This window comes from Stenotrophomonas sp. SKA14, assembly GCF_000158575.1.
Classification (GTDB): Bacteria; Pseudomonadota; Gammaproteobacteria; order Xanthomonadales; family Xanthomonadaceae; genus Stenotrophomonas; species Stenotrophomonas forensis.
The window spans coordinates 3,246,662-3,270,223 of sequence record NZ_DS999412.1; the positions used below are offsets into that span (position 1 = coordinate 3,246,662).

Here is a 23,562-nt window from a genome sequence, read left to right on the forward strand (position 1 = left end):
TCCTTTCAGGGTTACGGAGTCTTGGCCAGGAAATCGGCGGTGCGTTGCTGGCGCGGGCGCTGGAACAGGGCCTCGGGCGTGCCCTGCTCGATCACCCGCCCCTGGTCCATCATCACCACGTGGTCGGCCACGCGACGGGCGAAGCTCAACTCATGGGTGACGATCACCAGCGTGGTGCCGGAGCGGGCCAGTTCCTCGATCACGCTGAGTACTTCGGCCACCAGTTCCGGGTCCAGCGCCGAGGTCGGCTCGTCGAACAGCAGCACCTTCGGTTGCAGGGCCAGCGCGCGGGCAATCGCCACGCGTTGCTGCTGACCGCCCGACAGTTGGCGCGGGAAGGCATCGGCCTTGTCGGCCAGGCCCACCCGCTCCAGCAGCGTGCGCGCCTGCTGTTCGGCCTCGGCACGCGATACGCCGCGTACGGCAATGGGCGCCTCGATGATGTTCTCCAGCGCGGTCAGGTGCGGGAACAGATTGAAGCCCTGGAACACCATGCCCACCTCGGCGCGGCGGCGGCGGATCTCGCGCTCCGGCAGCTCGTACAGGGTGTCACCGTCACGGCGGTAGCCGATCAGCTGGCCGCCGACGGTCACGTAGCCGCTGTCGGCGCGTTCCAGGTGGTTGATCAGCCGCAGCAGCGTGGACTTGCCGGCGCCGGACGGCCCAATCAGCACGGTCACGCTGCCGGCGCGCAGGTCCAGGTGCACATCCTCCAGCACCGGCTGGCCGCCGAATACCTTGCCGACGCCATGCAGCGACACCGCCGCGCCCTCGCCCACCTCGACCTGCGCGGCGATGCGCGGGCGGTTGACCACACGCGGTGCAGCCTCACCTGTGGCGCGCCTCGGCGACGATACCCGCGATACCGAGCGCTCGCGCTGCAGCTGGCCGCGCGCGAAACGCTGCTCCACCCGTCGCTGCAGCAGCGACAGCACGGTCAGGATCACCAGGTACCAGACCGTGGCCACCATCAGCAGCGGCACCACCTCCAGGTTGCGGCGGTAGATCACCTGCACGGTGTAGAACAGCTCTGGCAGCGCCAGTACGTAGACCACCGAGGTGCTCTTGGCCAGGCCGATCACATCGTTGAATGCTGCCGGCAGGATCGAGCGCATTGCCTGCGGCAGGATGATGCGGCGCACCTGGCGGCCACGCGGCAGGCCAAGCGCGGCTGCCGCCTCGTACTGGCCATGGTCGACCGACAGGATGCCACCGCGGATCACTTCGGCTGAGAAGGCGGCCTGGTTCAATGTGAGGCCCAGCACCGCCGCCGTGAACACACCAATCAGCTGGGTGGTCGGGTACGAGAACAGGCTGATGCCGGTGAACGGCACGCCCAGTTCGATGGTGCTGTACAGGTAGCCCAGGTTGTTCAACAGCAGCAACAGAACCAGCAGCGGAATCGAGCGGAACAGCCACACATAGCCCCACGACACCGCCGACAGCAGCGGCGAACCGGAGACGCGGGCCAACGCCAGCAAGGTACCCAGCGCGAAACCAAGGCCAGTACCCAATGCGGTCAGCAGCAGCGTGCGGCCCAGGCCTTCCAGCACCGGGCGCGCGAAGAACCACTCGGCGAACGCGCCCCAGCCCCAGCGTGGATTGCCCAGCACCGATTGCAGCCCGATCAGGATCAGCGCCAACGCCAGAAGGGTTCCGACCACCTGCAGTGGATGCCGGGCCGGCACGATCTTCAACGCGGGTGCTGGCGCCGGGTGTGCGGCAATGCCATCCAGCGCGGTCGAAGGCGTGCTCATGCGTGGGCTCCATGCAGCTGGGCTTGCGCAGGCGCGATGACGGGCGCCGATACGATCAAGTACTTCTCGAACGGCAGATGCGCGATGGTTTCCGGGTCGGCCTGCTGATCGAACAGCGCGGTGTAGCCATGGCTGAGGTACAGGCCGACCGCTTCGGGCTGGCGGAAGCCGGTGGTCAGAAACACCCGCCGATAGCCCTGACGCGCGGCCTGCCCTTCGAGTTCCTGCAACACGCGCCGCGCGATCCCCTGCCGACGCAGCCCCGGCAGCGTCCAGATCCGCTTGAATTCGGCGGTCTCCGGATCGCGGTGCGGCATGAAGGCGCCGCCGGAGATCGCCACACCATCGCGCAGCAACAGCACGAACGCGCCTACCGGTGCGGCGAATGCCTGCGCGGGGTAGCGCTGCAGCTCCTCGCGGGCACTGCCGCCGATGCGTCGGCGCACATCCGCATAGCGGCTGTCGTACTCCTGCTCCAGGCCATCGAACAGCGGCCGCGCCAGCGGATCATCCACCGAGGTATAGAAGAAGCGTTCGTTGCTGCTCATGCCACGTCCTTCACCAGATAGTCTTCGGCCAACCGCGCCCACAGGCTGGCGGCCGGCGCGATGGCGGCGTCGTTGAACACATAGCGCGGGCTGTGCAGCGGTGCGCTGTCGCCGTTGCCGACGAACACGAAACTGCCGGGTCGTGCCTGCAGCAGGAAGGCGAAGTCCTCGCTGGCCGTGCGCGGTGCGAAGCCAGTAACCACCTGTTCGGCGCCGAAGCCCGCTTCCGCCACGCCACGGATATAGGCGGTCTGCTGCGGATGGTTGATCACGCTGGGGAAACCACGCGGGAACGCAATCTCGGCCCGCGCACCGAAGGCGGCGGCGGTCTGCTCGGCAATCGCGATGGTCCGACGGCGCAGGGTGTCGCGCACCTCGGGCAGATAGGCGCGTACGGTCAAGGTCAGTTCGACCACGTCCGGAATCACATTGGCGGCCTGCCCGCCATGGATCGAGCCGACCGTGACCACGCCCATCTGCCGCGGATCGACATTGCGCGACACCACGCTCTGCAGCGCGGTGATGATGTGCGCCGCTACCAGGATCGGATCGACGCTGCCCTGCGGCTCGGCACCATGGCCGCCCTTGCCGATCACCTTCAGTCGCGCCCAGTCCACCGACGCCATCGCCGGACCATCGACGAAGCCGAAGTGGCCCACGGGTACGCCCGGCCAATTGTGCAGCCCATAGATTGCATCCACCGGGAAACGCTCGAACAGGCCGTCGGCAATCATCTTCGACGCGCCCGAGCCGGTTTCCTCGGCCGGCTGGAACACCAGCTGCAGGGTGCCGTCGATACGGCCATGGTGAGCCAGGTAATGCGCGGCCGACAGCAGGATGGCGGTGTGGCCATCGTGGCCACAGGCATGCATCAGGCCGTCGGTCTGGCTGGCATAGGCCAGTCCGGAATCCTCGTGGATCGGTAGTGCATCGATGTCGGCGCGCAGGCCGAGGCGGCGGCTGCCCTGCCCGCGCTGCAGCGTGCCGACCACGCCGGTGCCGCCCAGACCGGTGGTGACTTCGTAGCCCCACTGCTGCAGCAGCTCGGCTACGCGGGCACTGGTGCGGTGTTCCTCGAAGGCCAGCTCCGGGTGCCGGTGCAGGTCGTGGCGGATCGCGATGGCTGCGTCGGCGCGTGCCGCGATTTCAGGCAGCACACCGCTCGACGTGGGTGTCCGCCGGACCTGGTCCGGCACTGCCGCGGTTTCTCCGCTCATCGCCCTACCCCGCCTTCCGCGCCGGTTCGGCGTCGGTCGCATGGCGGCTGGTCTTGTATGGCAGGCCCAGATGTTCACGCAGGGTCTGCCCCTCCAACTCGCGCTGGTGATAGCCGCGCGCCTGCAGGATCGGCAGCACCTGGGTCACGAAATCGTCCAGGCCTTCGCGCTGTGCAGCGAAGCCAAGGATGAAGCCATCGCTGGCACCGGCATCGAACCAGCGGATCAGTTCATCAGCCACATGCTCCGGCGTGCCGATGAAGTTTGGCCGCGGGCTCACGGCTTCCAAGGCCACCTGGCGCAGGCTCAGGCCCTTCTCGCGCGCATCCTGCTTGATGCGATCAGTAGTGGAACGGAACGAATTGCTGCCGATCCCGCCCAGCTCCGGGAACGGCGCGTCCGGGTCGTACTGGCTGAAATCATGGTGATCGAAGAAGCGGCCGAGATAGGCCAGCGCGTCCTCAAGCGTGGCCAGCGCGGCAATCGCCTGGTACTTGGCTTCGGCCTCCTCGGCAGTACGGCCGACGATTGGGCCGATGCCCGGGAAGATCTTCACGTCATTGCCGCTGCGGCCGTGCGCGATCGCCGAATTCTTCACCTTCTGGGTGAATGCACGGGTTTCTTCCAGCGACGGCGAATGAGTGAACACCGCATCGGCATACTTGCCGGCCAGCGCGATGCCGTCATCGGACGAACCGGCCTGGAAAATCACCGGCTGGCCCTGCGGCGAACGCTGGATGTTGAGCGGCCCCTCCACCTGGAAGAAGCGCCCCTTGTGGTCGAGGCGGCGGAATGTCTCCGGCGCGAAGAACGTGCCAGTGTCGCGCTCTCGCACGAAGGCACCGTCATCCCACGAATCCCACAGCCCCTGCACCACCTCGAGGTACTCGTCGGCAATCTGGTAGCGCAGTGCATGTTCGGGGTGCGGGCGGCCGTAGTTGCGCCCCGAACCTTCCAGCGGCGAGGTCACCACGTTCCAGCCGGCGCGACCGCCGCTGAGGAGGTCCAGCGAAGCGAACTGGCGCGCCACGGTGAACGGATCGCTGTACGAGGTCGACAGCGTGCCCGCCAGACCTATCTTCTTCGTTGCCGTGGCCAGCGCCGACAGCAGCGAGATCGGCTCGAAGCGGTTGAGGAAGTGCGGAATCGACTTCTCGTTGATGTACAGGCCATCGGCGACGAAGCCGAAGGCGATGCCGTTGTTCTCGGCGGTACGTGCGATGTCGATGTAGAACTGCAGGTTGACGCTGGCATCGGCCGGGTTGGACGGATGCTTCCAGGCATGCATGTGGCTGCCGGGGCCCTGCAGCATGATGCCGAACGGAATGTGGCGCGGGGTCGTGCTCATGGGAATCGCTCCTGCAGGTCAGGCCACCGCCGCGCGTGGCGCGGGCGACAGCAGTTCAAGGGATGTCAGGCGTGCGTCGAGGTCGGCCACCGGCGCGTCGAGGATGAACTCGCCCACGCCGAATCGCCGATGCAGCGCATCCAGTTCGTCTCGCACGTGCTGCGCATCGCCGGACAGCACGCTCGGGCGTGTTTCTTCGATGCGGAAGTCGGCCACGCCTACCTGGCGTGCATACTCGGCAGCGGCCTCGGCGCTGGGCAGGTTCACCGTCTGCCCGGGGCCAAGGTGCAGCTTGTAGACACGCAGCGCACCGATATGGCGCGCCGCGGCTTCGGCAGACGGCGCGGCAAAGGCCACCGTGGCCAGCAGTGGAGGCTGCGTCGACACGCTGCGGTAGGCGTCGAACGCGGCCTCGATATGCCTGGGATCACCATCGAAGTGCGCGGCGTAGACAAAGCGCCAACCGAGCTCGGCCGCCTGCTTCGCGCTCTGCGGGCTGGCCCCCAGCAGGAAGCGTTCCGGTGCCTGCTGCGGAAGGGGCCGGGCCAGTGCCTCACCCTCGGCGCCAGACAGATAACCTTCCAGATCGCGCAGCTGCTGGTCGAAATCGGCGAAGGCCGGTCGCCCTGCGGCCAGTGCGGCAGTCGAGGCCGGCAACCCACCGGGCGCCTTGCCCACACCCAGATCCACACGCCCCGGCGCCAGCGCCGCCAACAGGTTGAAGTTCTCAGCTACTTTGTAGGGCGCGTAGTGGCGCAGCATTACGCCGCCACTGCCGATGCGGATGCGCCGGGTCTGCGCCAGTACCCACGCCGCCAACACCTCCGGCGCAGGGCTGGCCAGCGTCGGTGCGGCATGGTGCTCTGCAAACCAGTAGCGGTGGTACCCCAGCTGCTCGGCGCGCTGCGCCAGCTGCAGGCTGTGGCGCAGCGCCTGCTCGGGCGGCGCACCTTCGGCCACCGGACTCTTGTCCAACACGCTGATCAGGTAGCTCATCGTCGCGTCCTCGCTCAGGGGTGGGCCACGGGAATGCCAAGCAACCCGTTCAGCGCGGCCAGGATCGGTTCGGCACCGGAGATGTACTGGCGATCCTGGTGCGCACCGCTGGCAAGCTCACTGCGTACGCCCTGCGGCAGTACCAGCTTCGGCAACGACTGATCCTGTTCACCGATCTCGGCGATCACCTCGCGGCGCGGCCGCGCAAAGCCGATACGGCGCACATCCAATTGCGCGTCCAGGCCGTCGATGCTCGACAGCGCACCTTCCAGCAACAGGCTGTGCCGGCAGAAGAAGCGCTGCCCGGGAAGCTGGCCGTCCTCGAACTCACGGTCGAGCAGGAACAGGATGGGTTTGTCGGTTGCGTGCAGACTCACGGAGTCGTCCTCATCAGGGCCGGCAATGCAATGCCGATTCGATTTCGATGCTAGAGAAGCCAGCGCCGGCAACAGCGATGCCAGGCGACAATCGGCGGTCAGATCCGGCCATGCAGATGCGCCTTGGCCATAAGCAAAGCGCCGCCGGTTATGGCGTCAGGCAATGCGCCGAAGCGGCACCGGCAGCACCCGAGCCTGCGCGGCCAGATGCCCGACCGCACGCTCGGCCGCCAGCGCGATCCGGGCCTGCAGGGCAGCGCTGTGGATGCGCTCGCCGTCGAAGTCGGCCGGCGTGGCATACACCCCGATCGGCAGCGTGTGCGCCTGCAGGAAACTGAACAACGGCCGCAGCTGGTGATCGATCACCAGCGCATGGCGCTCGCTGCCCCCGGTCGCCGCCAGCAGCACCGGCGTATCCACCAATGCCTCCAGTTCGATGAAATCCACCAGGTGCTTGAACAAGCCGGGATACGAGCCGCGATACACCGGCGCGGCCACCACCAGCAGTTCGGCGCCCTCGATCGCCTGCAGTGCCTGTTCCACTTCCGGCTGCGCCTCGGCGCGCGACAGCGCCTGGCCCAGCGAACGCGCGATCGGCGCCAGCTCCACCAGGTCCACGTTGGCGTGCACCCGCTGCTGCAGCGATTCCAGCAGGTGCCGCACCAGCAGCAACGTACGCGACGTCGCGGAACTGGTCGGCGACCCGACCAATGCAACCACCTTCAATGCAGAAGACATGAAACGCTCCCATGTAGAGCCGAGCCATGCCCGGCTGCTTTCGCCTGTGTAGAGTCGAGCCATGCTCGACTGCCGTTGGCCTGAACCTCAGAACCGGTAATTGACCCGCCCGTACCAATACGCGCCAACATTACCCAGCACATCGCCGCTATCCCATGTGGTCTCGATGCTGGCCACATCGGTGGCACTGCGCGCGTACTCGGGCACCTTGCGGGTGCGCTTGTCGAACACATTGTTGATGCCCAGTGCCGCACTCCAGCCCGCACCCAGCTCCACGCCACCGGACAGGCTGGTCACCAGCACGGGCGGCTGCTTGTACTCCACGCCGTTGTTCAGGCGCTTGATCGGGCCGTAGTAGGTAAAGTCCACGTTCGAGCGCCAACGCCCGTTCTGCCAGCCCAGCCCTGCCACCTGCGTGTAGCTGGGCGTGCGGAAGCGCAGTGCGTACTCGCTGGTCCTGGTCAGCAGGTTGATGTTCGGCAGGCCCTGCAGCGCCGCCGGAATGTCGCTCACTTTCTGGATGGTGGTACGGCCGATGTTGGCTGCGTAGCTCCAGCGCAGCTTGCCCCAGGCGGTTTCCTGGTTGGCTTCCAGGGTCAGCTCGACGCCGCGTGTACGGGTATTGCCCACGTTGGTGAAGTAGCTGGCGTAGAACGCATCACCGGGCAGGATGCTGATGCCGGCCGAACCCAGCAGCGCATCGATGGTGTTCTTCTGCGCCGCGCTCAGCACCGTGCCGCTGTTGTCGGTCACCCGCGCCGGGTCCTGCGCGTTGTAGCCGATCTGGCTGGACTGGCCCAGCTGCCCGCGGATGTCGATCTGGTACGCATCCACCGCAAGGTGGAAGGCCGGGCTCGGGTCCCAGGTCACGCCCAGGCTGTAGTTGGTGGCCTTCTCCGGCTTCAGCGGCGTTGCGCCCAGCGCGATAGCCGCCGGCGAGGACACCTGCGCCACCAGCGTGGTCCCGCACGGGCAGCTGCCGGTGGCCTGGTAGAACTGCGCGCCCAGGCTGGGGGCATGGAAGCCGTTGCTGACCGTCGCGCGCAGGCCCAGTGCCTCGGTGAAATCAAAGCGCGTGGTCAGGCGCCCGGTCGAGACACTGCCGAAATCCGAATGGTCTTCCCAGCGCGCGGCCGCATCCAGGTACCAGCGCGAAGTGATGTTGGTCGCCGCGCCCACATACACCGCCTTGCTGTTGCGCGTGGCCTTCACCGCATCCGCAGTGGAGTAGCCGACGAACGCGGCGGCACCGAAGCCGGTATACGACTCCCACTGCCCAGCCCCACGCTCGTACTGCTCGTGCTGGTACTCGGCGCCCGCGCTCACTTCCAGCGGCGATGCGAACGCCGCCACTTCGAAGCCGCGGCGCAGATCCAGGTTGGCGATGCCTTGCTGGTAGTCCAGCTTGCCGTCATAGAAATCGGTGGGCGAGCCCGGGTACGGCAGTGAGTAGTTCACCGAGTTGCGCGTGTAGGTGCGCACGGTGCTGCGGTTGCCGGTCAGGCTGGCGTCGTAGTCCCAGCCCGCGAGCTGGCCTTTCACGCCGGCCGTACCGGTGTACTGCTTCTCCTTGGTTTCCAGCACCGGCAGGAAGCCGTCCGGAAACACGCTCAGCACGCCCGGTGCCTTGTACGTGGTGAAGATGGTCGCGGGCAGGCGGAAATTCTGGATCGCCTGCGCGGTGCGGTCGCTGGCGGTCGCGTTGGCATAGAACTGCGCGTGCTCGCCCAGGCCATGGCCCACATTAACCGCGAACGCCTTCAACGCATACGACGGCGAACTGAGGATGGTGTTGGCCTCGGCATTGCGGCCCGCCTCGGCCGGGTTCGGCGAGGCTCCCGCCGGCAGCCGGTTGTTGGGGCGCAACGCCACCAGGTTGCCGTTCGCGTCTACCGCCGGGTAGCTCAGGTAGCCATCGATGTAACGGCGGGTACGGATTGCATGATGCTGGCGCGTGCTCTCGCCGGACAGGTTGACGAAGCCATCGGCGCCCCACGGCAGGCCGACATTGGCACGCACGCTGGTACGCGAGCCATCACCATCGATACTCTGCCCGCTTTCCACCGACAGATCGCCACCGTGTGCCTGCGATTTCAGGATCACGTTGACCACACCGGTGATCGCATCCGAGCCATAGATCGCCGAGGCGCCATCGCGCAGCACTTCGACATGGTCGATGGCCGATACCGGAATCAACGCCAGATCGGCCCAGGCATGCCCGGGAAAGCCACCGCCGTTGGCCCCGCTCACATAGGCGCTGGCATTGCGGCGCTTGCCGTTCACCAGCACCAGCGTGTAGCCCGGCGACAGATTGCGCAGCTGGTAGCCGCGGATCAGGCTCTCCTGATCGCTCTGGTAGCCACCGATCTGGCTCAGCGACGGCAGCGCCCGCTGCAACGCTTCCAGCAGGTTGCCCTGGCCGGTGGCGGTGAGGTCTTCGGCGGAGATCACATCGATCGGCGTGGAGCTGTTTTTCACCGTGCGCGTGCTGGTACGCGAACCGGTCACCACCACTGCGTCCAGCGTGGACGCGGCCACGTTGGCGGCCGCTGCGGTGGTGGCGGGTTCGGCATCGGCTTCAGCGGCATGGCTGGGCGAGACCGCCAGGGCCGCGGCGATCAGGACAGCAAGCGTGCTCAGTACGGGGGTGTGGGCGGCAGGCATGGGGGCTCGTGGGGTGGGCCGGAAACACACTTCCATTCAAGAGCGTGTTCACCCGCCACGACAGGCGTGATCGCGTCACCCAGCCGTAACATCCGGCCACCCACATGACCGCTGGTCATGACGTTAGGCGGCAACGCGGTCTTCAGCGCTACATGCCCCACAGGCATCACCTCATGCCCGCACACCACGCATCGCCACGCATCTGCACCCGTAGCATCAAGCCATGCCCACCCTGCCCGCCGATCCCAACGCGCCACTGGTCGCCATCGTCGCCTGCCACGGCCAGGGGCTGTTCGAGTTCGGCTGCGCGGTCGGCCTGCTCGCACCGGTACGGCCGGAACTGGGCGTGGCCTGGTACCGCACCCAACTGTGCGCGGGCGAACCCGGCGCACTGCGCATGCTCGGCAACTCCCAGGTGCAGCTGCCCTACGATCTCGACAGCGTCGATGACGCCGACATCATCGTCATTCCCGGCTGGCGCGAACCCAGCGAGCGCCCGCCACAGGCACTGCTCGATGCGCTGATCCGCGCCCACGCACGCGGCGCGCGCATCGCCTCGATCTGCTCCGGTGCGTTCGTGCTGGCCTGGGCCGGGCTGCTCGATGGCCGCCAGGCCACCACCCACTGGCGCCTCACCGAAGCGCTTGCACGCGACTTCCCCCGCATCGACGTGCGCGAGGATGTGCTGTACGTGGATGCCGGCAGCATCATTACGTCGGCCGGCTCGGCCACCGGCATGGACATGATGCTGCACATGGTGCGCAAGGATTACGGCGCGCGCGTGGCCAACCTGGTGGCCGAACGGCTGGTGCTGGCGCCGTGGCGCGATGCCGGGCGTAGCCAGCGCGTCAGCCGCGCCATTCCCAATGGCGAGCCCAGCCGCCTGGCGAAGCTGATGGAATGGATGCGCCGCAACCTGCGCGAGCCGCACTCGCTCGGCAGCCTCGCCGAGCAGGCCGCGCTCAGCCAGCGCACGCTGCAACGCCAGTTCCTGGACGCCACCGGCCTGTCACCCATCGACTGGTTGATCCGCGAGCGCGTGGCCTTCGCCCGCGAGCTGCTGGAGACCACCGACCGGCCATTGCAGTGGATCGCCGAGCACGCCGGGTTCGGTTCGCAGGAATCCTTCCGGCGCCACTTCCGCAGCCAGGTCGATGCCAGCCCCACCGAGTACCGCAGCCAGCATCGCAGCGGCATCGCTGCGGATCGCCTGGTGGGCTGCTGACCCCGTTACGCGGCGGGCAGATCCTGCGCGGCAACATTCCATTCCGTGGCCGACCGGGACAACAGCTGATCGACCCGTCGTTCCAGCTCCACGGCCTTGAACGGTTTGGTCAGGATCTCCATGCCCGGCTCCAGATGCTCGCCGCCCACCGCAGCACTCGCGGCATAGCCGGTGATGAACAGCACGGGCAGGTCGCGGCGTCGCTGTCGTCCGGCATCGGCAACCTGCCGGCCATTCAACGTGCCGGTCAGGCCCACATCCGTCACCAGCAGATCAAAGTGCTGCCCACTGTCCAACAACGCCAGCGCCTCACTGCCATTGGCCGCCTCGGTTACCGCGTGGCCCAGTCCGGAAAGCACATCGCGCACCAGCCCACGAACTGCATCCTCGTCTTCCACCAGCAGCACCGATCGGCTGGCCGAGGCCGGTTTCAGTGGCATGGCAGTCGGCAGGGCGACATCGACCGCCTGCGCCGGATCGGATTTCGGCAGGTACAGATGCATGGTCGTGCCCGCCCCCGGTGCCGATTCCACGTCCACCTGGCCGCCGGACTGGCGGGTGAAACCGTAGATCATCGACAGGCCCAGCCCGGTTCCCTGCCCGATCGGCTTGGTGGTGAAGAACGGCTCGAAGACTTTTTCCAGCACGCTGGCATCCATGCCCGTACCGGTATCGCGCACGGACAGGCGCACGTAGTCACCGGCCGGCAGTCCCAACCGTTCGCTGCGCGTTCCTGCCAGCGCTTCGGTGCTGCTGGAAATGATGATCGTGCCGCCGCCCGGCATGGCATCACGCGCGTTGATGCACAGGTTCAGCAACGCGTTTTCCAGCTGCGGTGCATCGACCCGTACCGCGTCCTCGAAATCCTCGAAACGGGTTTCGATGTTGATCGAAGGGCCGATGGAACGGTTCAGGATATCCAGCATGCCGCTCACCAATGCGGCAACGCGCACCGATGACGGCGCCAGCGTCTGCCGCCGGGAAAACGCCAGCAGGCGCTGGGTCAGCGCAGCGGCACGGTCGGCACCGGAGCGCGCCATCTCCAGATAGCGCTCAAGCCCATCCACACGGCCCTGCTCCACGCGCATTTCCAGCAGTTCCAACCCCATCGATACCGCGGTCAGCATGTTGTTGAAGTCGTGCGCGATGCCGCCGGTCAGCTGCCCCAGCGACTCCATCTTCTGGCCCTGCCGAAGCCGCTCTTCCATCGCCATCAGTTCGGCCGTCCTGGACTGCACCCGTTCTTCCAGCGTCAACGTCAACTGCTGCAGGCGCTGCTGGGCAATGCGCCGGTCGGTGATGTCCGAGGCCGCGCCGAACCACTCCTTCACCCGCCCATGGTCATCCAGCAGGGGCACCGCGCGTAGCTGCACCCAGCGCACCGAGGCGTCCGGCAGCAGCGTGCGGTGTTCCACTTCCAGTGCGGACGTGGCCTGCAGCGCCTCGTCGATGGCCGCATCCACGGCCAGGCGGTCGCCCGGGTGAATCAGCTGCTCTCGCCAGGAACCTTGCGCATCGCGCAGCTCTGCCGCATCGCCTTGCCGGTAGATCAGGCTCATCTGCTGCCAATCGGCAGAGATGGAATACAGCGACTGGGTTGCCGCCGAGACCAGCGCCGCCAGGCGCCGCTCGCTCTGTGCCAATGCATCGGCGGCAGTGCGTTCGGAGGTGCGATCGCGGAACACCACCACGAATCCCACCGCCTCGCCTTCCCCACCGCGCAGCAGCGTCATCGAGCCCTGTGCCCAGAAACGCCCGCCATCGCGGCGGCGCAGCCAGCGTTCGCCACTCAGCCCGCCGTGCAACCGCGCATGCTGCATGTTCTGCTGGAAACGGTTCGCCTGCAGATCGTCCTGCAGATACAGCAGCCCGGCGTGCTGGCCCAACACCTCGCTTTCGTGCCAGCCCAGCGTCTCTTCCGCGCCGCGGTTCCACAGCGTGATCAGACCGTCCATGTCGGTGGCGATCATGGCGTAGTCGCGGGCGCTGTCCATGATCTGCCGGTGGCGTGCCTCGGTCAGCGAAAGATGCTGTTCCAGCGCAACCTGCGGCGTCAGATCCAGGCCCTGCACGAAGATGCCGTTGACCTGCCCGGCTTCGTCCTTGCACGGCTGGAACACCACATCGACGATGTGCCGTGGGCCAAACCCGGGCTGCGGCACCCCGCTGTCGTAGGCCACCTTGCGCCCGATATACGGCTCGCCGGTGCGGTACACCTCATCCAGCAGATCCACGTAGCCCTGGTCCACCGCTTCGGGCAGGGCTTCGACCAACGGCCGGCCGAGCACTTGGCGGTGGCCGATCAGTTGCTCATAGCCCGGGTTGACCAGCGCAATGCGGTGCTCGGGGCCGGTCAGGAAGGCCATGAACATCGGCGACTTCTCGAACAGCGCGATCAACCGCTCATTCTCGCGGGCCAGCTTCTGCTGGGCCACGATCATGCCGGTCACTTCCTTGGTCACGCAGAAGGCACCCGCCACCTGCTCGTCGTCGCCGTGCAGGGCCGAGAACGAGAACGTCCACCATGTGTCTTCCGGTTGCCCGTAGCGGTTCATCGCCACCGGCACGTTCTCGAAACGCGACCCCTGCCCGGCGAACGCGCGCTCGATCGGCTCGCGCACGGCAGGCCAGGCATCCGCCCACAGGCTGCGAAGCGGTGCACCCATCGCCTGCGGCAGGCGCGGCCCCAGGATCGGCGCATAGGCATCATTGAACAGGAACACCAGCTCCGGGCCCCAGACCAGGTACATGCTCTCGGGCGAGTTGAGCATCAGTTCAACCGCGCACCGCAGCGACGCCGGCCAGCGGTCCGATGGGCCGAGCGCAGTCGCCGACCAGTCATGGTTACGGACGCGCTCGGCAGCAGCCCCCGTCGCACGGGGGAAAACAGATCGACTCGGTTGCACTTCAGATCCTGACGGGGGGCGGGGGTCGCAGCGCCCCAGCGGCATTCAAGCCGCTGCAGGAAGTGAGACTGGCCTCATCAATCTACGCGATCCACCCACCCGAAAGCGTCAAGACATCGCAACACGCGCCCGTTGCCGCCAGATCCGAACGCATTGCGCGGCAAACCCCAGCACGAACACCACGGCACACCCCAGCAGCGTCTGCAGGATCACCGGCGCCAGCGGTGCGGCGGCGATCGGGTGCGACAGCGGTACCCGGGTCAGCGTTTCGTTCACGCCCGGCACCAGCGACAGCAGGAAGCTGAAAGACAGCCCGAAGGTCGACAGGTACGGCCGCGCGCGGCCGAGGAACTGCAGCCGCCCGGCCAGCACACCGCCGAACGCGGCCAGCAGCACGATCACGCCGAAGGCGTGGCCCGGATTCAGCCCGCCGGTGCTGGACACGGTGAACGAGGTCGCCACCGACAGCACCAGGCCCACCAGATAGGCCTTGCCCGAGCGCGTGGCCGGGTCGATGGCGCGGTGTCGGATGAAGCCGTACAGACCGGCAAGCACCGGAACCAGGCTCACGGCGGTGTGGATCAGCCCGAGGGTGGAGAGCGCGTGCGTCATGGGGAACTCCTCTGAGTTGAATAAACCTACTAGTAGGTAGGTCTAGAGATCAAAACAAAGGCCTGCGAACCTCGCAGGCCTCAACAATCGGGTTCAGCGGGCGGTGCTCACCCGCGCAATGGCCAGCCGCGCCAGCGTGGCAAACGTGCCGGCATCACCGAAACCGCGCGCGGCCAGCATCGCGCCATGCACCGCCGACATGAATGCCTTGGCCTCATCGGCCGCGGAGCCCTGCAGGTGCAGCTGCCCCGTTGCCGCGCCCTTCTGCAGGGTCAGCGCCAGCCAGCCGCTCAGGTCCTCGAAATGGCCGCGCACTTCCTCGGCAATCTCCGCAGGAATCATCGGCGACTCGGCCGCCAGCATCGCGCAGATGCAGAACGAGGACGTGCCGCCGGCGATGCAGGCCGACCAGTAGTCCACATAGGCATTGAGCTCCTGCAGCGGGTCATCCAGCTGCCGGTCCAGCAGCGCCAGGCCCTCACGGGCTTCGGCCCGGTACAGCTCGACCACCGTGCGCACCAGGTCCGCCTTGCTGGGGAAATGGTGGTGGATGCTGGCCTTGCTGATGTTGACCCGCGCCGACACGTCGGCATAGCTGAAACCGTTGTAGCCGCCGGCCTCCAGCAGCGAACGGGCGTGGGCCAGGATCTCCAGGGCCTTGGGCGAGAGCGACTCTTTCATAGGGATAAACCTACTAGTAGGTAGACCGGCAGTCAATACCCTACCGGTAGTGCCGGCCGCCGGCCGGCATCCCAGGAAACCAGGCCGGTCCTGTTCCGAGCCCCTCAATGCGAAGACACATACAACGCCTCTGCCGGCCCCGGCGGCACGGCAAAACTGCGGCGCATGCGTGCCACTTCGGCTGCCGGCGGCAGCGCGAACAGGCGCTTGAACTCGCGGTTGAACTGCGACGGGCTGGCGTAGCCCACCGCCAGCGACGCGGCCTCGGCCGTCATGCGCTGCCGAAGCATCAGCAAACGGGCCTGATGCAGCCGGGTCGACTTTACGTACTGCATCGGCGACGTACCGGTAACCGCGCGGAAGTGGTCATGGAAGGTCGCCACGCTCATGCCCGCCTCGGCCGCCAGCTGGCCCACATCCAGCGCCGTGGCATACGCCGCATGAATGGTGCGCAGCGCCTTGCCGATGCTGCCGAAGCGCCCGCGCATGGCCAACGCCTCGCGCATTGCAGCGCCCTGTGCGCCGGTCAGCACACGGAAGTACAGCTCACGCACCAGCGCCGGCCCGAGCACCGAGGCCTCCAGCGGATCGGCCAACGCTTCCAGCAGGCGCAGCACCGTGGCCTGCATCGGCGCCTGCATCGGGCTGGACATCATGCTCTGCGCAGGTACGTGCCCTGCACCGGCCTGCTCGCCCAGTTCGATCAGCAGGTTCGCCGCCAGCTGCAGGTCCAGGTGCAGATAGATCGCCAGCAGCGGCGCCTGTTCCGAAGCCTCGGTTTCCATCGTGAACGGCACCGGCACCGACACCGCCAGGTAGTGCTGCGCGTCGTACTGGTACACCTGCCCGCCCAGATAGCCGCGCTTCACGCCCTGGCAGACGATCACGATGCCCGGGTCATACAGCACCGGCGTGCGCGCCAGCGGCCGGTTCGAGCGCAGCAGGCGGACCCCGGGCAGCGGCGTGAGCGTATAGCCCTCTTCCACCGCCAGGGTCTGCAGCAGGCCGACCATGCGTGCCTGCATCTGCCCTTGCTGGGAATCGACGACAGGCACGAGTACTCCAGAGGAATAGGCAAGAATGGACGAATCCTAGGCCTGGGTAGCCGCAGGTTCAAGCACTAACGTGCAAGCCCTCCCCCAACGAGCCTGATCGCCATGACCTCCTCCCGCCTCATCCTCATCACCGGCGTCAGCAGTGGTTTCGGCCGCGCCCTGGCCCAGCAGGCCCTGCAGGCCGGTCACCGCGTGGTCGGTACCGTGCGCAACGACGAAGCGCGCGTGGCATTCGAAGCGCTGGCTCCCGGCCGCGCCTTCGGCCGCCTGCTGGACGTGACCAATGCCGAAGCCATCGATAGCCTTGTGGCCAACATCGAAGCATACGTCGGCGCCATCGACGTGCTGGTCAACAATGCCGGTTATGGCCACGAAGGCATCCTCGAAGAATCCACGCTGGCCGAGCTGCGCCATCAGTTCGAAGTGAACGTGTTCGGCCCGGCCGCGTTGATCAAGGCGGTGCTGCCGCATATGCGCGCGCGCCGCCGTGGCCACATCCTCAACATCACCTCCATGGGCGGCTTCATCACCCTGCCCGGCATCGCCTGGTATTGCGGCAGCAAGTTCGCGCTGGAAGGCATCAGCGAAGTGCTGGGCAAGGAAGTGGCAGCGTTCGGCATCCACGTCACCGCCGTTGCACCGGGCTCCTTCCGCACCGATTGGGCCGGGCGCTCGATGGCACGGGCACCGCGCAGCATTGAAGACTACGACGCACTGTTCGATCCCATCCGCAGCGCGCGCGAGGCGAAGAGTGGCCATCAGCTGGGCGACCCGGTGAAGGCCGCGCAGGCCATGCTGCAGATCATCAACAGCGACGCGCCGCCCAGCCACCTGCTGCTGGGCAGCGACGCGTTGCAGCTGGTGCGCGCGAAGCTGGCATCGATGGCCAGCACCCTCGATGCCTGGGAACAGCTGAGCCGCTCCACCGACGGCATCGCGTGAGGTGCGGAGGCAGCCGATGCGCTCACCGGCTGCCTCCCTCCCGCCGGCTCAGTCCTCCTGCACCAGCTTGAACTCGCGCAGCAGGCCACCAATCTGCGTCTTGTCCAGCTTGTTCATCAGCAGGTTGCGCAGGAAGGCCGGCCCGGGAATGTCCAGCTCCTTGCCATCGCGCAGGCGGCCGGTTGCGGCCAGCAGCGAACGCACGTCATAGGTGGAATTGAACACCTCCGGCACGCCGCGCTCGATGCCCAGCAGCGTGTACACCGCTTCCATCGGCGTGCGCACCGAATACTCGGTGGTGAAGATGCAGTCGCGCTGCCTCGACTCGGCGAACTGACCGATGAAGGCGAAGTTCACTGCCCCCTCCGGCACCACGTCCGGACGGTCACCGGCCTGGCGTGGCATGAAGAACGCGGTGACGTACGGCATCATCACCGGCACCGTCTTCGCACCGGTCGCAGCAAGTTCGTCGATCTCGTCCAGCGGCACGCCCAGGTGGTACAGCCACTCGCGGGTGATCTCCTCGCCGGTGCAGTCCTGCATCGGCTTCTTCACGTAGTCACCGGGCGTATCCACGAACAGCGAATACACCCACACCACGATCTGGTCCTTGGGCTGGTTCTTGAAGTGCGGCTGCCGGTTCACCGTCCAGCTCATCAACCAGCGCGAGTCGCGCACGCTCACGATGCCGCCAGTCACCACCCTGCCACTGAACGGGTCGCGCTTGGCGATCTTCTGGATGTAGGCGGGAATGCGCGCATCCAGCGTGGTCACCGTTGCCGATTCCCACTTGGTCTCGGGAATATGCGCACCGAACACATCCGGGCGCCCGAACGCCGCATCCTTCGCGGCGATGCGCCGCCACAGGTCCCACGCCGGTGCCGGGCCTTCATTCAAGCGCGCCGCCGTGTGGTGATCGCCGTTGTCCGAATTCTCGGTCAGCGAACCAATGGTCATGAACACCAGGTCATCCGCGCCCAGATCGACACCACCGGCTACACCGTCGCGGGTCCAATGGATGCGCGTGGCCTGCTTGCGGCCGGCCTGCAGATCGAAATCGACGTCGGTCACTTCGGTGCCGTACTGGAACACCACGCCACGCTCCTGCAGCCACTTCACCAGCGGCAGCACCAGCGATTCGTACTGGTTGTACTTGGTGAACTTCAGCGCCGAGAAATCCGGCAGGCCGCCGATGTGGTGGATGAAACGATGCAGGTACAGCTTCATCTCCAGCGCCGAGTGCCACTCCTCGAACGCAAACATGGTGCGCCAGTACAGCCAGAAGTTGCTGTCCAGGAAATCGCGGCCCAGCACCTCGTCGATGCGCTTGTTCTCCATCTCCTGCCGGGTGGCCAGGAACAGCGCGATGACGTCCTTCTGCGCCTGCTCACTCAGGGTGAACAGGCCATCGGTATGTGCATCCTCGCCTCGATTGATCGTGGCCCGCTGCAGCGAATAGTTCGGGTCATCCTTGTTCAACCAGTAGAACTCGTCCAGCACGCTGGCATCGTCGATCTCCAGCGACGGAATCGAGCGGAACAGGTCCCACAGGCACTCGAAGTGGTCTTCCATCTCGCGGCCGCCGCGGATCACGAAACCCTTCTCCGGCACCTTCAGGCCGTCCAGCGCGCCGCCGGCAATCTGCTGCTGCTCAAGAATGGTGATGCGCTCACCGGCCATGCGTCCGTCGCGTATCAGGAACGCCGCACCGGCCAGCGACGCCAGCCCCGAACCGACGAACCACGCGCGCTTGCCATCAACACCCGCCGGCTTGCGCGGGCGCGCGAAGGCTTCGTAGTTGCCACTGCTGTAGTACATGCACTGCTCCTTCCTGGAGGGGGTAACCCCACTGTAAACGCCCCATGCGTCAGCACCGCTTAGGAATAGTTGCGAGCGCTTGCGACCAAATGCCGCAGCAGTGCCAGGCCATGCCTGGCAAACCCTGTCTGCAACCGCGGTTGACATGCAGGCATTTGCCTGCCTATAGTCCACCCCAAGGACGGCACCTACCCGCCCATCGCGAGGAACCTGCCATGGTGGATATCGCACACAGGGTCGGCATCAAGGCCCCCGCAAGCCAGGTGTACCAAGCCCTGGCCACCCCCGAAGGTGTCGCCGCCTGGTGGGCCGAAGACACCCACGGCGACCGCGACGTCGGCGGCACGGTCAAGGTGCGCTTCACCAACAACGGCCAGGAAATCGGCGCCATGGAAATGAAGCTGGAACAGCTCATTCCCGGTCAGCTGGTGCTTTGGGAATTCCTCGCCGGCCCCGCCGAATGGATCGGCACCCACGCACGCTTCACGCTGAAACAGGAAGGCGACTACTGCATCGTCCTGTTCACCCACGAAGGCTGGAAGGAACGCGTCGAATTCACCTCCCACTGCAGCACCAAGTGGGCGGTGTTCCTGCTCAGCCTCAAGGCCCTGCTGGAAGCCGGCAAAGGCCACCCCAACCCGCACGACCTCAGGATCGACAACTGGAATTGAAGACGCCCCGCATGAATGCAGACAAGGTATTCAAGGCACTGGCCGACCCCACGCGCAGGACGCTGCTGGACCTGCTCTGCGAAGACAACGGCCAGACCCTGGGCCAGCTCTGCGAACACCTGGACATGGCCCGGCAATCGGTCACCCAGCACCTGGGCCTGCTGGAAGACGCCAACCTCATCAGCACCGTGCGGCGAGGCCGCGAGAAGCTGCACTTCATCAACCCGGTGCCGCTGCATGAGGTGTACGAGCGCTGGGTCCGCAAATTCGAGCAGCAGCGCCTGAACCTGCTGCATGACCTGAAACGAGAACTGGAAGGAGAATGACGATGTCCGCAGCGTCCACCCGCTTCATCCACGTGATCTACATCGCCTCCACCCCGCAGAAGGTGTTCGAGGCCATCACCCGCCCCGAGATCGCCAGCCGCTACTGGGGCCACGAAAACGTCTCGGACTGGAAGCCCGGCTCGCGCTGGCAGCATGTGCGTGCCAACGAAACGCGCTCGGTCGAGCTGGTCGGCGAAGTGGTGGAAAGCACCCCACCCTCGCGGCTGGTGATCACCTGGGCCGCCGCCTCGCAGGCCGACAACCCCGATGCCTACAGCCGCGTCACCTTCGACATCGTGCCCTACCAGGACATGGTGCGGCTGACCGTCACCCACGACGAGCTGGAACCGGGCAGCGGCATGGATACCGGCATCCGCCAGGGCTGGCCGATCGTGCTGTCGAGCCTGAAGTCGTGGCTGGAGACGGGCAAGGGATTGGATGTGTTTGCCAAGCCGAGTTGAACATCCCAGCCCAGGCTGAAGGAGCGTCGCCGCGCTAACGGCAAGCGGCGACGCTCTTTCCCTGCCACACCGCCAACGATGGGATCAGGGTTTCCGAAGAGCTGCCCGCAGCGCTCAGCTGGCCATCAAGGTAGGTCAACCGCAGGGTCTTCCCGTCCTGGCGCAGCGCAATGGAATCCGTAGCGCCGCTTACCAGCACAAGATCACGCCCGCGTTGCTTGACCTGCATCAGCACCGGCGCGATGGCCGCGCCCTCGTAACGCTGGACCAATGCGTAGCCGCCATCGGCCTCACTGACAAACGACACCTCCAGGCCCAGCAGATCGCCCGAGTCGGCCTGCCTGCAGACGCTGGAATACGTGGCGTCCCGCGGCTGCGCGTTGGCACTGCCTGCCGACGCGGACAACACCAGCAGACCCACTGCCAAAGCAAACGATGGAATCGAACCGGCCATTCCCTGTCTCCCCGTCCCAAGTGCTGGCGGCAGCGTAGCGCGTTCCCCTGCTGAACGCTTCCCCCACGCTCACCCTCACCAAACCCGGTTCCGACCGCACTCCGACGCCGCCCGCCACAGCATCACCCGCAGGCTCCCCAGGCGACGTTCGATGAGTGCTTCAGACGCAGATTCCCTGCACAGCAAAGTGGCGGCGGTCACCCTTGGCTTCTGGGTGATGAAGATCGCCGCCACCACCCTCGGCGAGACCGCGGGCGACCTGCTGTCGATGACACTCAACCTGGGCTACGTGGCCAGCTCGGCCATCCTGCTCACCATCTTCGCCGGCCTGCTGGCCGTGCAGCTGTCGGCGCGGCGCTTCCACCCGGTGCTGTTCTGGTCGGTGGTGCTCGCCACCAGCACCGCCGGTACCACCATGTCCGACCTGCTCGACCGCACGCTTGGCCTCGGTTACGCCACCGGCGCCAGCCTGCTGGCCGGCTGCCTGGCGCTGGTGCTACTGGCCTGGCGGGTATCGGAGAAGTCCATCTCGGTCAGCAACATCGCATCGCGTCGCGCCGAAGGCTTCTACTGGACCGCCGTGCTGTTCTCCAACACGCTCGGCACCGCGCTGGGCGACTTCCTTGCCGACGATTCCGGGCTGGGCTTCACCGGCGGCGCGCTGCTGATCGGCAGCCTCATCGCGCTCACCGCGCTGGCCACCCGCATCAAGGGCATCAACCGGGTCATCCTGTTCTGGATCGCCTTCGTACTCACCCGCCCGTTCGGCGCCACCTTCGGCGACCTGCTCACCAAGCCGCTGGAAAAAGGTGGCCTGGGCTTCGGCACGGTGGGGTCGTCGCTGGTGCTGTTCACCATCCTGGCCACGCTGGTGGCGCTGCCGATGCTGCAGCGGCGCGCGCAGCCCGCCAGTTAGCGGGCCGTCCAGCCCCCATCCACCGGCAGCGCCGTGCCGGTGATCTGCGCCGCAGCGTCCGACGCCAGGAACACCACCATCTCGCCCAGTTGCTCGGGCGTCACGAACTGCAACGAGGGCTGCTTTTCGGCCAGCAGCGCACGGGCGGCGGCTTCCTGATCCGTGCCCTCCTTCTGCGCCAACGCGGTGATCTGCTGCTCGACCAGCGCCGTCCGCACCCACCCCGGGCAGATGGCATTGGCGGTGATGCCGGTGCCTGCATTCTCCAGCGCGGTCACCTTGGTGAATCCCACCACGCCATGCTTGGCCGCCACATAGGCCGACTTGTTCACCGAGCCCACCAACCCATGCACCGAGGCGATATTGATGATGCGTCCGGCGCCCTGCTGCTTCATGTGAGGCAGGGCCGCCGCCGTTGCATGGAACACCGCCGAGAGATTCAGCGCCAAGATCACATCCCACTTTTCAGCGGGAAATTCCTCGATCGGCGCGGTGTGCTGAATGCCCGCGTTGTTCACCAGGATGTCGATGCGGCCCATCGTCGCAACGGCGTGCTCGATCATTCCTCGCACCGCCTCGCCACGGGAAAGATCGGCACCATCGTGCGCCACCCGCACGCCGAACTCGGTTTCCAACTGGGAACGGATACGTTCGATCTCCGCCGTATCGCCGAAGCCATTCAGCACGATGTCGGCGCCTTGCCGCGCCAGCGCCGTGGCGATGCCAAGACCGATACCGCTGGTGGAGCCGGTGACCACCGCAACTTTTCCACTGAACATGGGCGAGCTTCCACCGGGCACAGGCCGCCAGTGTAGCGCCGTAGATCCACGCCCTGCGTGGATGCGCTCCGTGCCAAGCCACGGCGCCAACCAAGGTTGGCACCTACCGATGGCAGGCTTATCAGCAGTAGTTCCACGCCACGCGTGGATGCTCTTCCTCAACGCCCCATCACTGCAACCGCTCCAGCAACCGCTGCCCCACCTCCAGCGCCGAAGCCGGGTTCTGCCCGGTAATCAGCTCACGATCCACCACCACATGCCCGGTCCACGGCGTGGCATTGCTGCTGAACCGCGCACCCGCCCGCTGCAACGCAGTCTGCGGGTAGAACTTCATCTCACCGCCGCCCAGCAGCGGCTTGGCCTGCTCTTCTTCCTGGTTGCTGATCACCGTCATCTGGTAGCCGCTGTAGATCCACTTCGGCGTGGCCGGCATCGCACCCGCGTCCAGCTTTGCCACGAAGCCACCCGCATCCGGCAGCGTGGACAGCAGCGCGATCGGCCCGTGGCAGACCAGCGCGGTAGTCTTGTTGCGCTGGTGGAAGTCGGCCAGCAACCGGCCCAGCGCCGGGCTCTTCAGCAGGTCCTGCATTGGCGCGTGGCCACCGGGAATGTAGACCGCATCGAACCGCGCGTAGCCCTGCTGCTCGACGCGCGCCAGGCTGACCACCGGCGAGGCCGTCGGCGAGGTCAGCGCCAGCTTCTCCAGCAGGTCCTTGTGCAGCGTCAGCTGCGCGGCATCGTTGCCGAAGTACGCCGGCGTCACCGAGGACGCATCCACCGTCGGCGCCCGCCCCTGCGGCGTGGCGAAGGTCACCGCGTGGCCCGCGTCCAGCAGCAGCTTGACCGGCTGCATCAGCTCGTTGAGATAGAAGCCGGTGGACAGCACCTTGCCGTCCTTCAGGTCCAGGTGGTTTTCGTCGGACAGCACCACCAGCACGTTGGCGGCCTGCGCGCCGGTCGCGGCCAGGGTCAGGGCCAGCGCTGCGGCCAGCCGGGTCATCAGGTTCATGGGGAGCTCCAATCGGGGAATGGCGGCCACTTTATTCATCGCTCCAGCGGCGATAAATTGGC

At 66.5% G+C, this 23,562-nt stretch carries 22 protein-coding genes; 6 read left to right on the forward strand and 16 right to left on the reverse strand.

Annotation, left to right across the window (positions count from 1 at the left end):
- Positions 1-11 precede the first annotated feature (11 nt).
- The 8 genes from SSKA14_RS24300 to SSKA14_RS14630 all read right to left on the reverse strand — a co-directional run bounded on the left by SSKA14_RS24300 (position 12) and on the right by SSKA14_RS14630 (position 9,645).
- A complete protein-coding gene (locus tag SSKA14_RS24300) occupies positions 12-1,757 on the reverse strand; it encodes an amino acid ABC transporter permease/ATP-binding protein (RefSeq protein WP_008267173.1) in 1,746 nt (581 codons plus the stop codon).
- Complete coding sequence (locus SSKA14_RS14600) at positions 1,754-2,305, reverse strand: GNAT family N-acetyltransferase (RefSeq protein ID WP_008265912.1); 552 nt, start codon at positions 2,303-2,305, stop codon at positions 1,754-1,756. Before SSKA14_RS14600 ends, SSKA14_RS24300 begins: the two co-directional genes overlap by 4 nt.
- A complete protein-coding gene (locus SSKA14_RS14605; protein WP_040007909.1) occupies positions 2,302-3,522 on the reverse strand; it encodes a M20 aminoacylase family protein in 1,221 nt (406 codons plus the stop codon). The genes SSKA14_RS14600 and SSKA14_RS14605 overlap by 4 nt, the downstream gene beginning before the upstream one ends.
- 4 nt (positions 3,523-3,526) lie before the next feature.
- A complete protein-coding gene (locus tag SSKA14_RS14610) occupies positions 3,527-4,870 on the reverse strand; it encodes an LLM class flavin-dependent oxidoreductase (protein WP_008267756.1) in 1,344 nt (447 codons plus the stop codon).
- Positions 4,871-4,888: 18 nt separating this feature from the next.
- Positions 4,889-5,866, reverse strand: coding sequence for an MsnO8 family LLM class oxidoreductase (locus tag SSKA14_RS14615; RefSeq protein ID WP_008268197.1), 978 nt, complete (start codon positions 5,864-5,866; stop codon positions 4,889-4,891).
- A 14-nt stretch (positions 5,867-5,880) separates the two neighbouring features.
- On the reverse strand, positions 5,881-6,243 hold the full coding sequence (locus SSKA14_RS14620) for a DUF3088 family protein (RefSeq protein ID WP_008268044.1): 363 nt from the start codon (positions 6,241-6,243) through the stop codon (positions 5,881-5,883).
- 156 nt (positions 6,244-6,399) lie between these two features.
- On the reverse strand, positions 6,400-6,981 hold the full coding sequence (gene msuE, locus SSKA14_RS14625) for an FMN reductase (protein WP_008267273.1): 582 nt from the start codon (positions 6,979-6,981) through the stop codon (positions 6,400-6,402).
- A gap of 87 nt (positions 6,982-7,068) precedes the next feature.
- On the reverse strand, positions 7,069-9,645 hold the full coding sequence (locus SSKA14_RS14630; RefSeq protein ID WP_008267325.1) for a TonB-dependent receptor: 2,577 nt from the start codon (positions 9,643-9,645) through the stop codon (positions 7,069-7,071).
- Between the two features lie 223 nt (positions 9,646-9,868).
- On the opposite strand from SSKA14_RS14630, the gene SSKA14_RS14635 reads away from it, so the two are divergent.
- The gene (locus tag SSKA14_RS14635) at positions 9,869-10,870 is read left to right on the forward strand and encodes a helix-turn-helix domain-containing protein (protein ID WP_008265330.1); all 1,002 of its coding nucleotides are present in this window, start codon (positions 9,869-9,871) and stop codon (positions 10,868-10,870) included.
- Between the two features lie 5 nt (positions 10,871-10,875).
- Here SSKA14_RS14635 and SSKA14_RS14640 read toward each other — a convergent pair whose 3' ends face one another.
- The 4 genes from SSKA14_RS14640 to SSKA14_RS14655 form a co-directional block, all read right to left on the reverse strand.
- On the reverse strand, positions 10,876-13,776 hold the full coding sequence (locus SSKA14_RS14640; protein ID WP_050413382.1) for a PAS domain S-box protein: 2,901 nt from the start codon (positions 13,774-13,776) through the stop codon (positions 10,876-10,878).
- Positions 13,777-13,884: 108 nt separating this feature from the next.
- Entirely contained in the window at positions 13,885-14,388 is a 504-nt protein-coding gene (locus SSKA14_RS14645) for a hypothetical protein (protein WP_008267584.1), read from the reverse strand.
- Positions 14,389-14,481: 93 nt separating this feature from the next.
- On the reverse strand, positions 14,482-15,069 hold the full coding sequence (locus SSKA14_RS14650; protein ID WP_008265334.1) for a TetR/AcrR family transcriptional regulator: 588 nt from the start codon (positions 15,067-15,069) through the stop codon (positions 14,482-14,484).
- A gap of 104 nt (positions 15,070-15,173) precedes the next feature.
- Complete coding sequence (locus tag SSKA14_RS14655; protein ID WP_232281402.1) at positions 15,174-16,124, reverse strand: AraC family transcriptional regulator; 951 nt, start codon at positions 16,122-16,124, stop codon at positions 15,174-15,176.
- 102 nt (positions 16,125-16,226) lie between these two features.
- Here SSKA14_RS14655 and SSKA14_RS14660 point away from each other — a divergent pair, with 102 nt between their 5' ends.
- A complete protein-coding gene (locus SSKA14_RS14660) occupies positions 16,227-17,066 on the forward strand; it encodes an oxidoreductase (protein ID WP_008267604.1) in 840 nt (279 codons plus the stop codon).
- A 48-nt stretch (positions 17,067-17,114) separates the two neighbouring features.
- On the opposite strand, the gene SSKA14_RS14665 is transcribed toward SSKA14_RS14660, so the two are convergent.
- On the reverse strand, positions 17,115-18,884 hold the full coding sequence (locus tag SSKA14_RS14665) for an oleate hydratase (RefSeq protein ID WP_008267431.1): 1,770 nt from the start codon (positions 18,882-18,884) through the stop codon (positions 17,115-17,117).
- 215 nt (positions 18,885-19,099) lie between these two features.
- Between SSKA14_RS14665 and SSKA14_RS14670 the strand changes: the two genes are divergently transcribed.
- From SSKA14_RS14670 to SSKA14_RS14680, 3 genes are read left to right on the forward strand one after another with little or no spacing between them, the layout of a single operon-like run.
- Positions 19,100-19,555 carry an SRPBCC domain-containing protein gene (locus SSKA14_RS14670; protein ID WP_008267964.1) on the forward strand — a complete coding sequence of 152 codons (456 nt, stop codon included), beginning with the start codon at positions 19,100-19,102 and terminating at the stop codon, positions 19,553-19,555.
- Positions 19,556-19,566: 11 nt separating this feature from the next.
- Positions 19,567-19,881: a metalloregulator ArsR/SmtB family transcription factor gene (locus SSKA14_RS14675; protein ID WP_008268743.1), complete on the forward strand. Its 315-nt coding sequence runs from the start codon at positions 19,567-19,569 to the stop codon at positions 19,879-19,881.
- A gap of 2 nt (positions 19,882-19,883) precedes the next feature.
- The gene (locus SSKA14_RS14680; RefSeq protein ID WP_040007913.1) at positions 19,884-20,342 is read left to right on the forward strand and encodes an SRPBCC family protein; all 459 of its coding nucleotides are present in this window, start codon (positions 19,884-19,886) and stop codon (positions 20,340-20,342) included.
- Positions 20,343-20,376: 34 nt separating this feature from the next.
- Here the strand turns inward: SSKA14_RS14680 and SSKA14_RS14685 are convergent, their stop codons facing one another.
- The gene (locus SSKA14_RS14685; protein ID WP_008267666.1) at positions 20,377-20,796 is read right to left on the reverse strand and encodes a hypothetical protein; all 420 of its coding nucleotides are present in this window, start codon (positions 20,794-20,796) and stop codon (positions 20,377-20,379) included.
- 151 nt (positions 20,797-20,947) lie between these two features.
- Between SSKA14_RS14685 and SSKA14_RS14690 the strand changes: the two genes are divergently transcribed.
- Entirely contained in the window at positions 20,948-21,712 is a 765-nt protein-coding gene (locus tag SSKA14_RS14690; RefSeq protein ID WP_008265058.1) for a membrane protein, read from the forward strand.
- On the opposite strand, the gene SSKA14_RS14695 is transcribed toward SSKA14_RS14690, so the two are convergent.
- Complete coding sequence (locus SSKA14_RS14695; protein WP_008265996.1) at positions 21,709-22,491, reverse strand: 3-hydroxybutyrate dehydrogenase; 783 nt, start codon at positions 22,489-22,491, stop codon at positions 21,709-21,711. The genes SSKA14_RS14690 and SSKA14_RS14695 overlap by 4 nt on opposite strands.
- Before the next feature lie 169 nt (positions 22,492-22,660).
- The gene (locus SSKA14_RS14700; RefSeq protein ID WP_040007915.1) at positions 22,661-23,500 is read right to left on the reverse strand and encodes a type 1 glutamine amidotransferase domain-containing protein; all 840 of its coding nucleotides are present in this window, start codon (positions 23,498-23,500) and stop codon (positions 22,661-22,663) included.
- Positions 23,501-23,562 lie beyond the last annotated feature (62 nt).

Coding starts and splice junctions, on each gene's coding strand:
- SSKA14_RS24300 (WP_008267173.1), bottom strand. CDS start 1,757: ATGAGCACGCCTTCGACCGCGCTGGATGGCATTGCCGCACACCCGGCG.
- msuE (WP_008267273.1), bottom strand. CDS start 6,981: ATGTCTTCTGCATTGAAGGTGGTTGCATTGGTCGGGTCGCCGACCAGT.
- SSKA14_RS14695 (WP_008265996.1), bottom strand. CDS start 22,491: ATGTTCAGTGGAAAAGTTGCGGTGGTCACCGGCTCCACCAGCGGTATC.
- SSKA14_RS14685 (WP_008267666.1), bottom strand. CDS start 20,796: ATGGCCGGTTCGATTCCATCGTTTGCTTTGGCAGTGGGTCTGCTGGTG.
- SSKA14_RS14675 (WP_008268743.1), top strand. CDS start 19,567: ATGAATGCAGACAAGGTATTCAAGGCACTGGCCGACCCCACGCGCAGG.
- SSKA14_RS14635 (WP_008265330.1), top strand. CDS start 9,869: ATGCCCACCCTGCCCGCCGATCCCAACGCGCCACTGGTCGCCATCGTC.
- SSKA14_RS14665 (WP_008267431.1), bottom strand. CDS start 18,884: ATGTACTACAGCAGTGGCAACTACGAAGCCTTCGCGCGCCCGCGCAAG.
- SSKA14_RS14700 (WP_040007915.1), bottom strand. CDS start 23,500: ATGAACCTGATGACCCGGCTGGCCGCAGCGCTGGCCCTGACCCTGGCC.
- SSKA14_RS14615 (WP_008268197.1), bottom strand. CDS start 5,866: ATGAGCTACCTGATCAGCGTGTTGGACAAGAGTCCGGTGGCCGAAGGT.
- SSKA14_RS14600 (WP_008265912.1), bottom strand. CDS start 2,305: ATGAGCAGCAACGAACGCTTCTTCTATACCTCGGTGGATGATCCGCTG.
- SSKA14_RS14690 (WP_008265058.1), top strand. CDS start 20,948: ATGAGTGCTTCAGACGCAGATTCCCTGCACAGCAAAGTGGCGGCGGTC.
- SSKA14_RS14680 (WP_040007913.1), top strand. CDS start 19,884: ATGTCCGCAGCGTCCACCCGCTTCATCCACGTGATCTACATCGCCTCC.
- SSKA14_RS14650 (WP_008265334.1), bottom strand. CDS start 15,069: ATGAAAGAGTCGCTCTCGCCCAAGGCCCTGGAGATCCTGGCCCACGCC.
- SSKA14_RS14660 (WP_008267604.1), top strand. CDS start 16,227: ATGACCTCCTCCCGCCTCATCCTCATCACCGGCGTCAGCAGTGGTTTC.
- SSKA14_RS14670 (WP_008267964.1), top strand. CDS start 19,100: ATGGTGGATATCGCACACAGGGTCGGCATCAAGGCCCCCGCAAGCCAG.
- SSKA14_RS14630 (WP_008267325.1), bottom strand. CDS start 9,645: ATGCCTGCCGCCCACACCCCCGTACTGAGCACGCTTGCTGTCCTGATC.
- SSKA14_RS14645 (WP_008267584.1), bottom strand. CDS start 14,388: ATGACGCACGCGCTCTCCACCCTCGGGCTGATCCACACCGCCGTGAGC.
- SSKA14_RS14610 (WP_008267756.1), bottom strand. CDS start 4,870: ATGAGCACGACCCCGCGCCACATTCCGTTCGGCATCATGCTGCAGGGC.
- SSKA14_RS14605 (WP_040007909.1), bottom strand. CDS start 3,522: ATGAGCGGAGAAACCGCGGCAGTGCCGGACCAGGTCCGGCGGACACCC.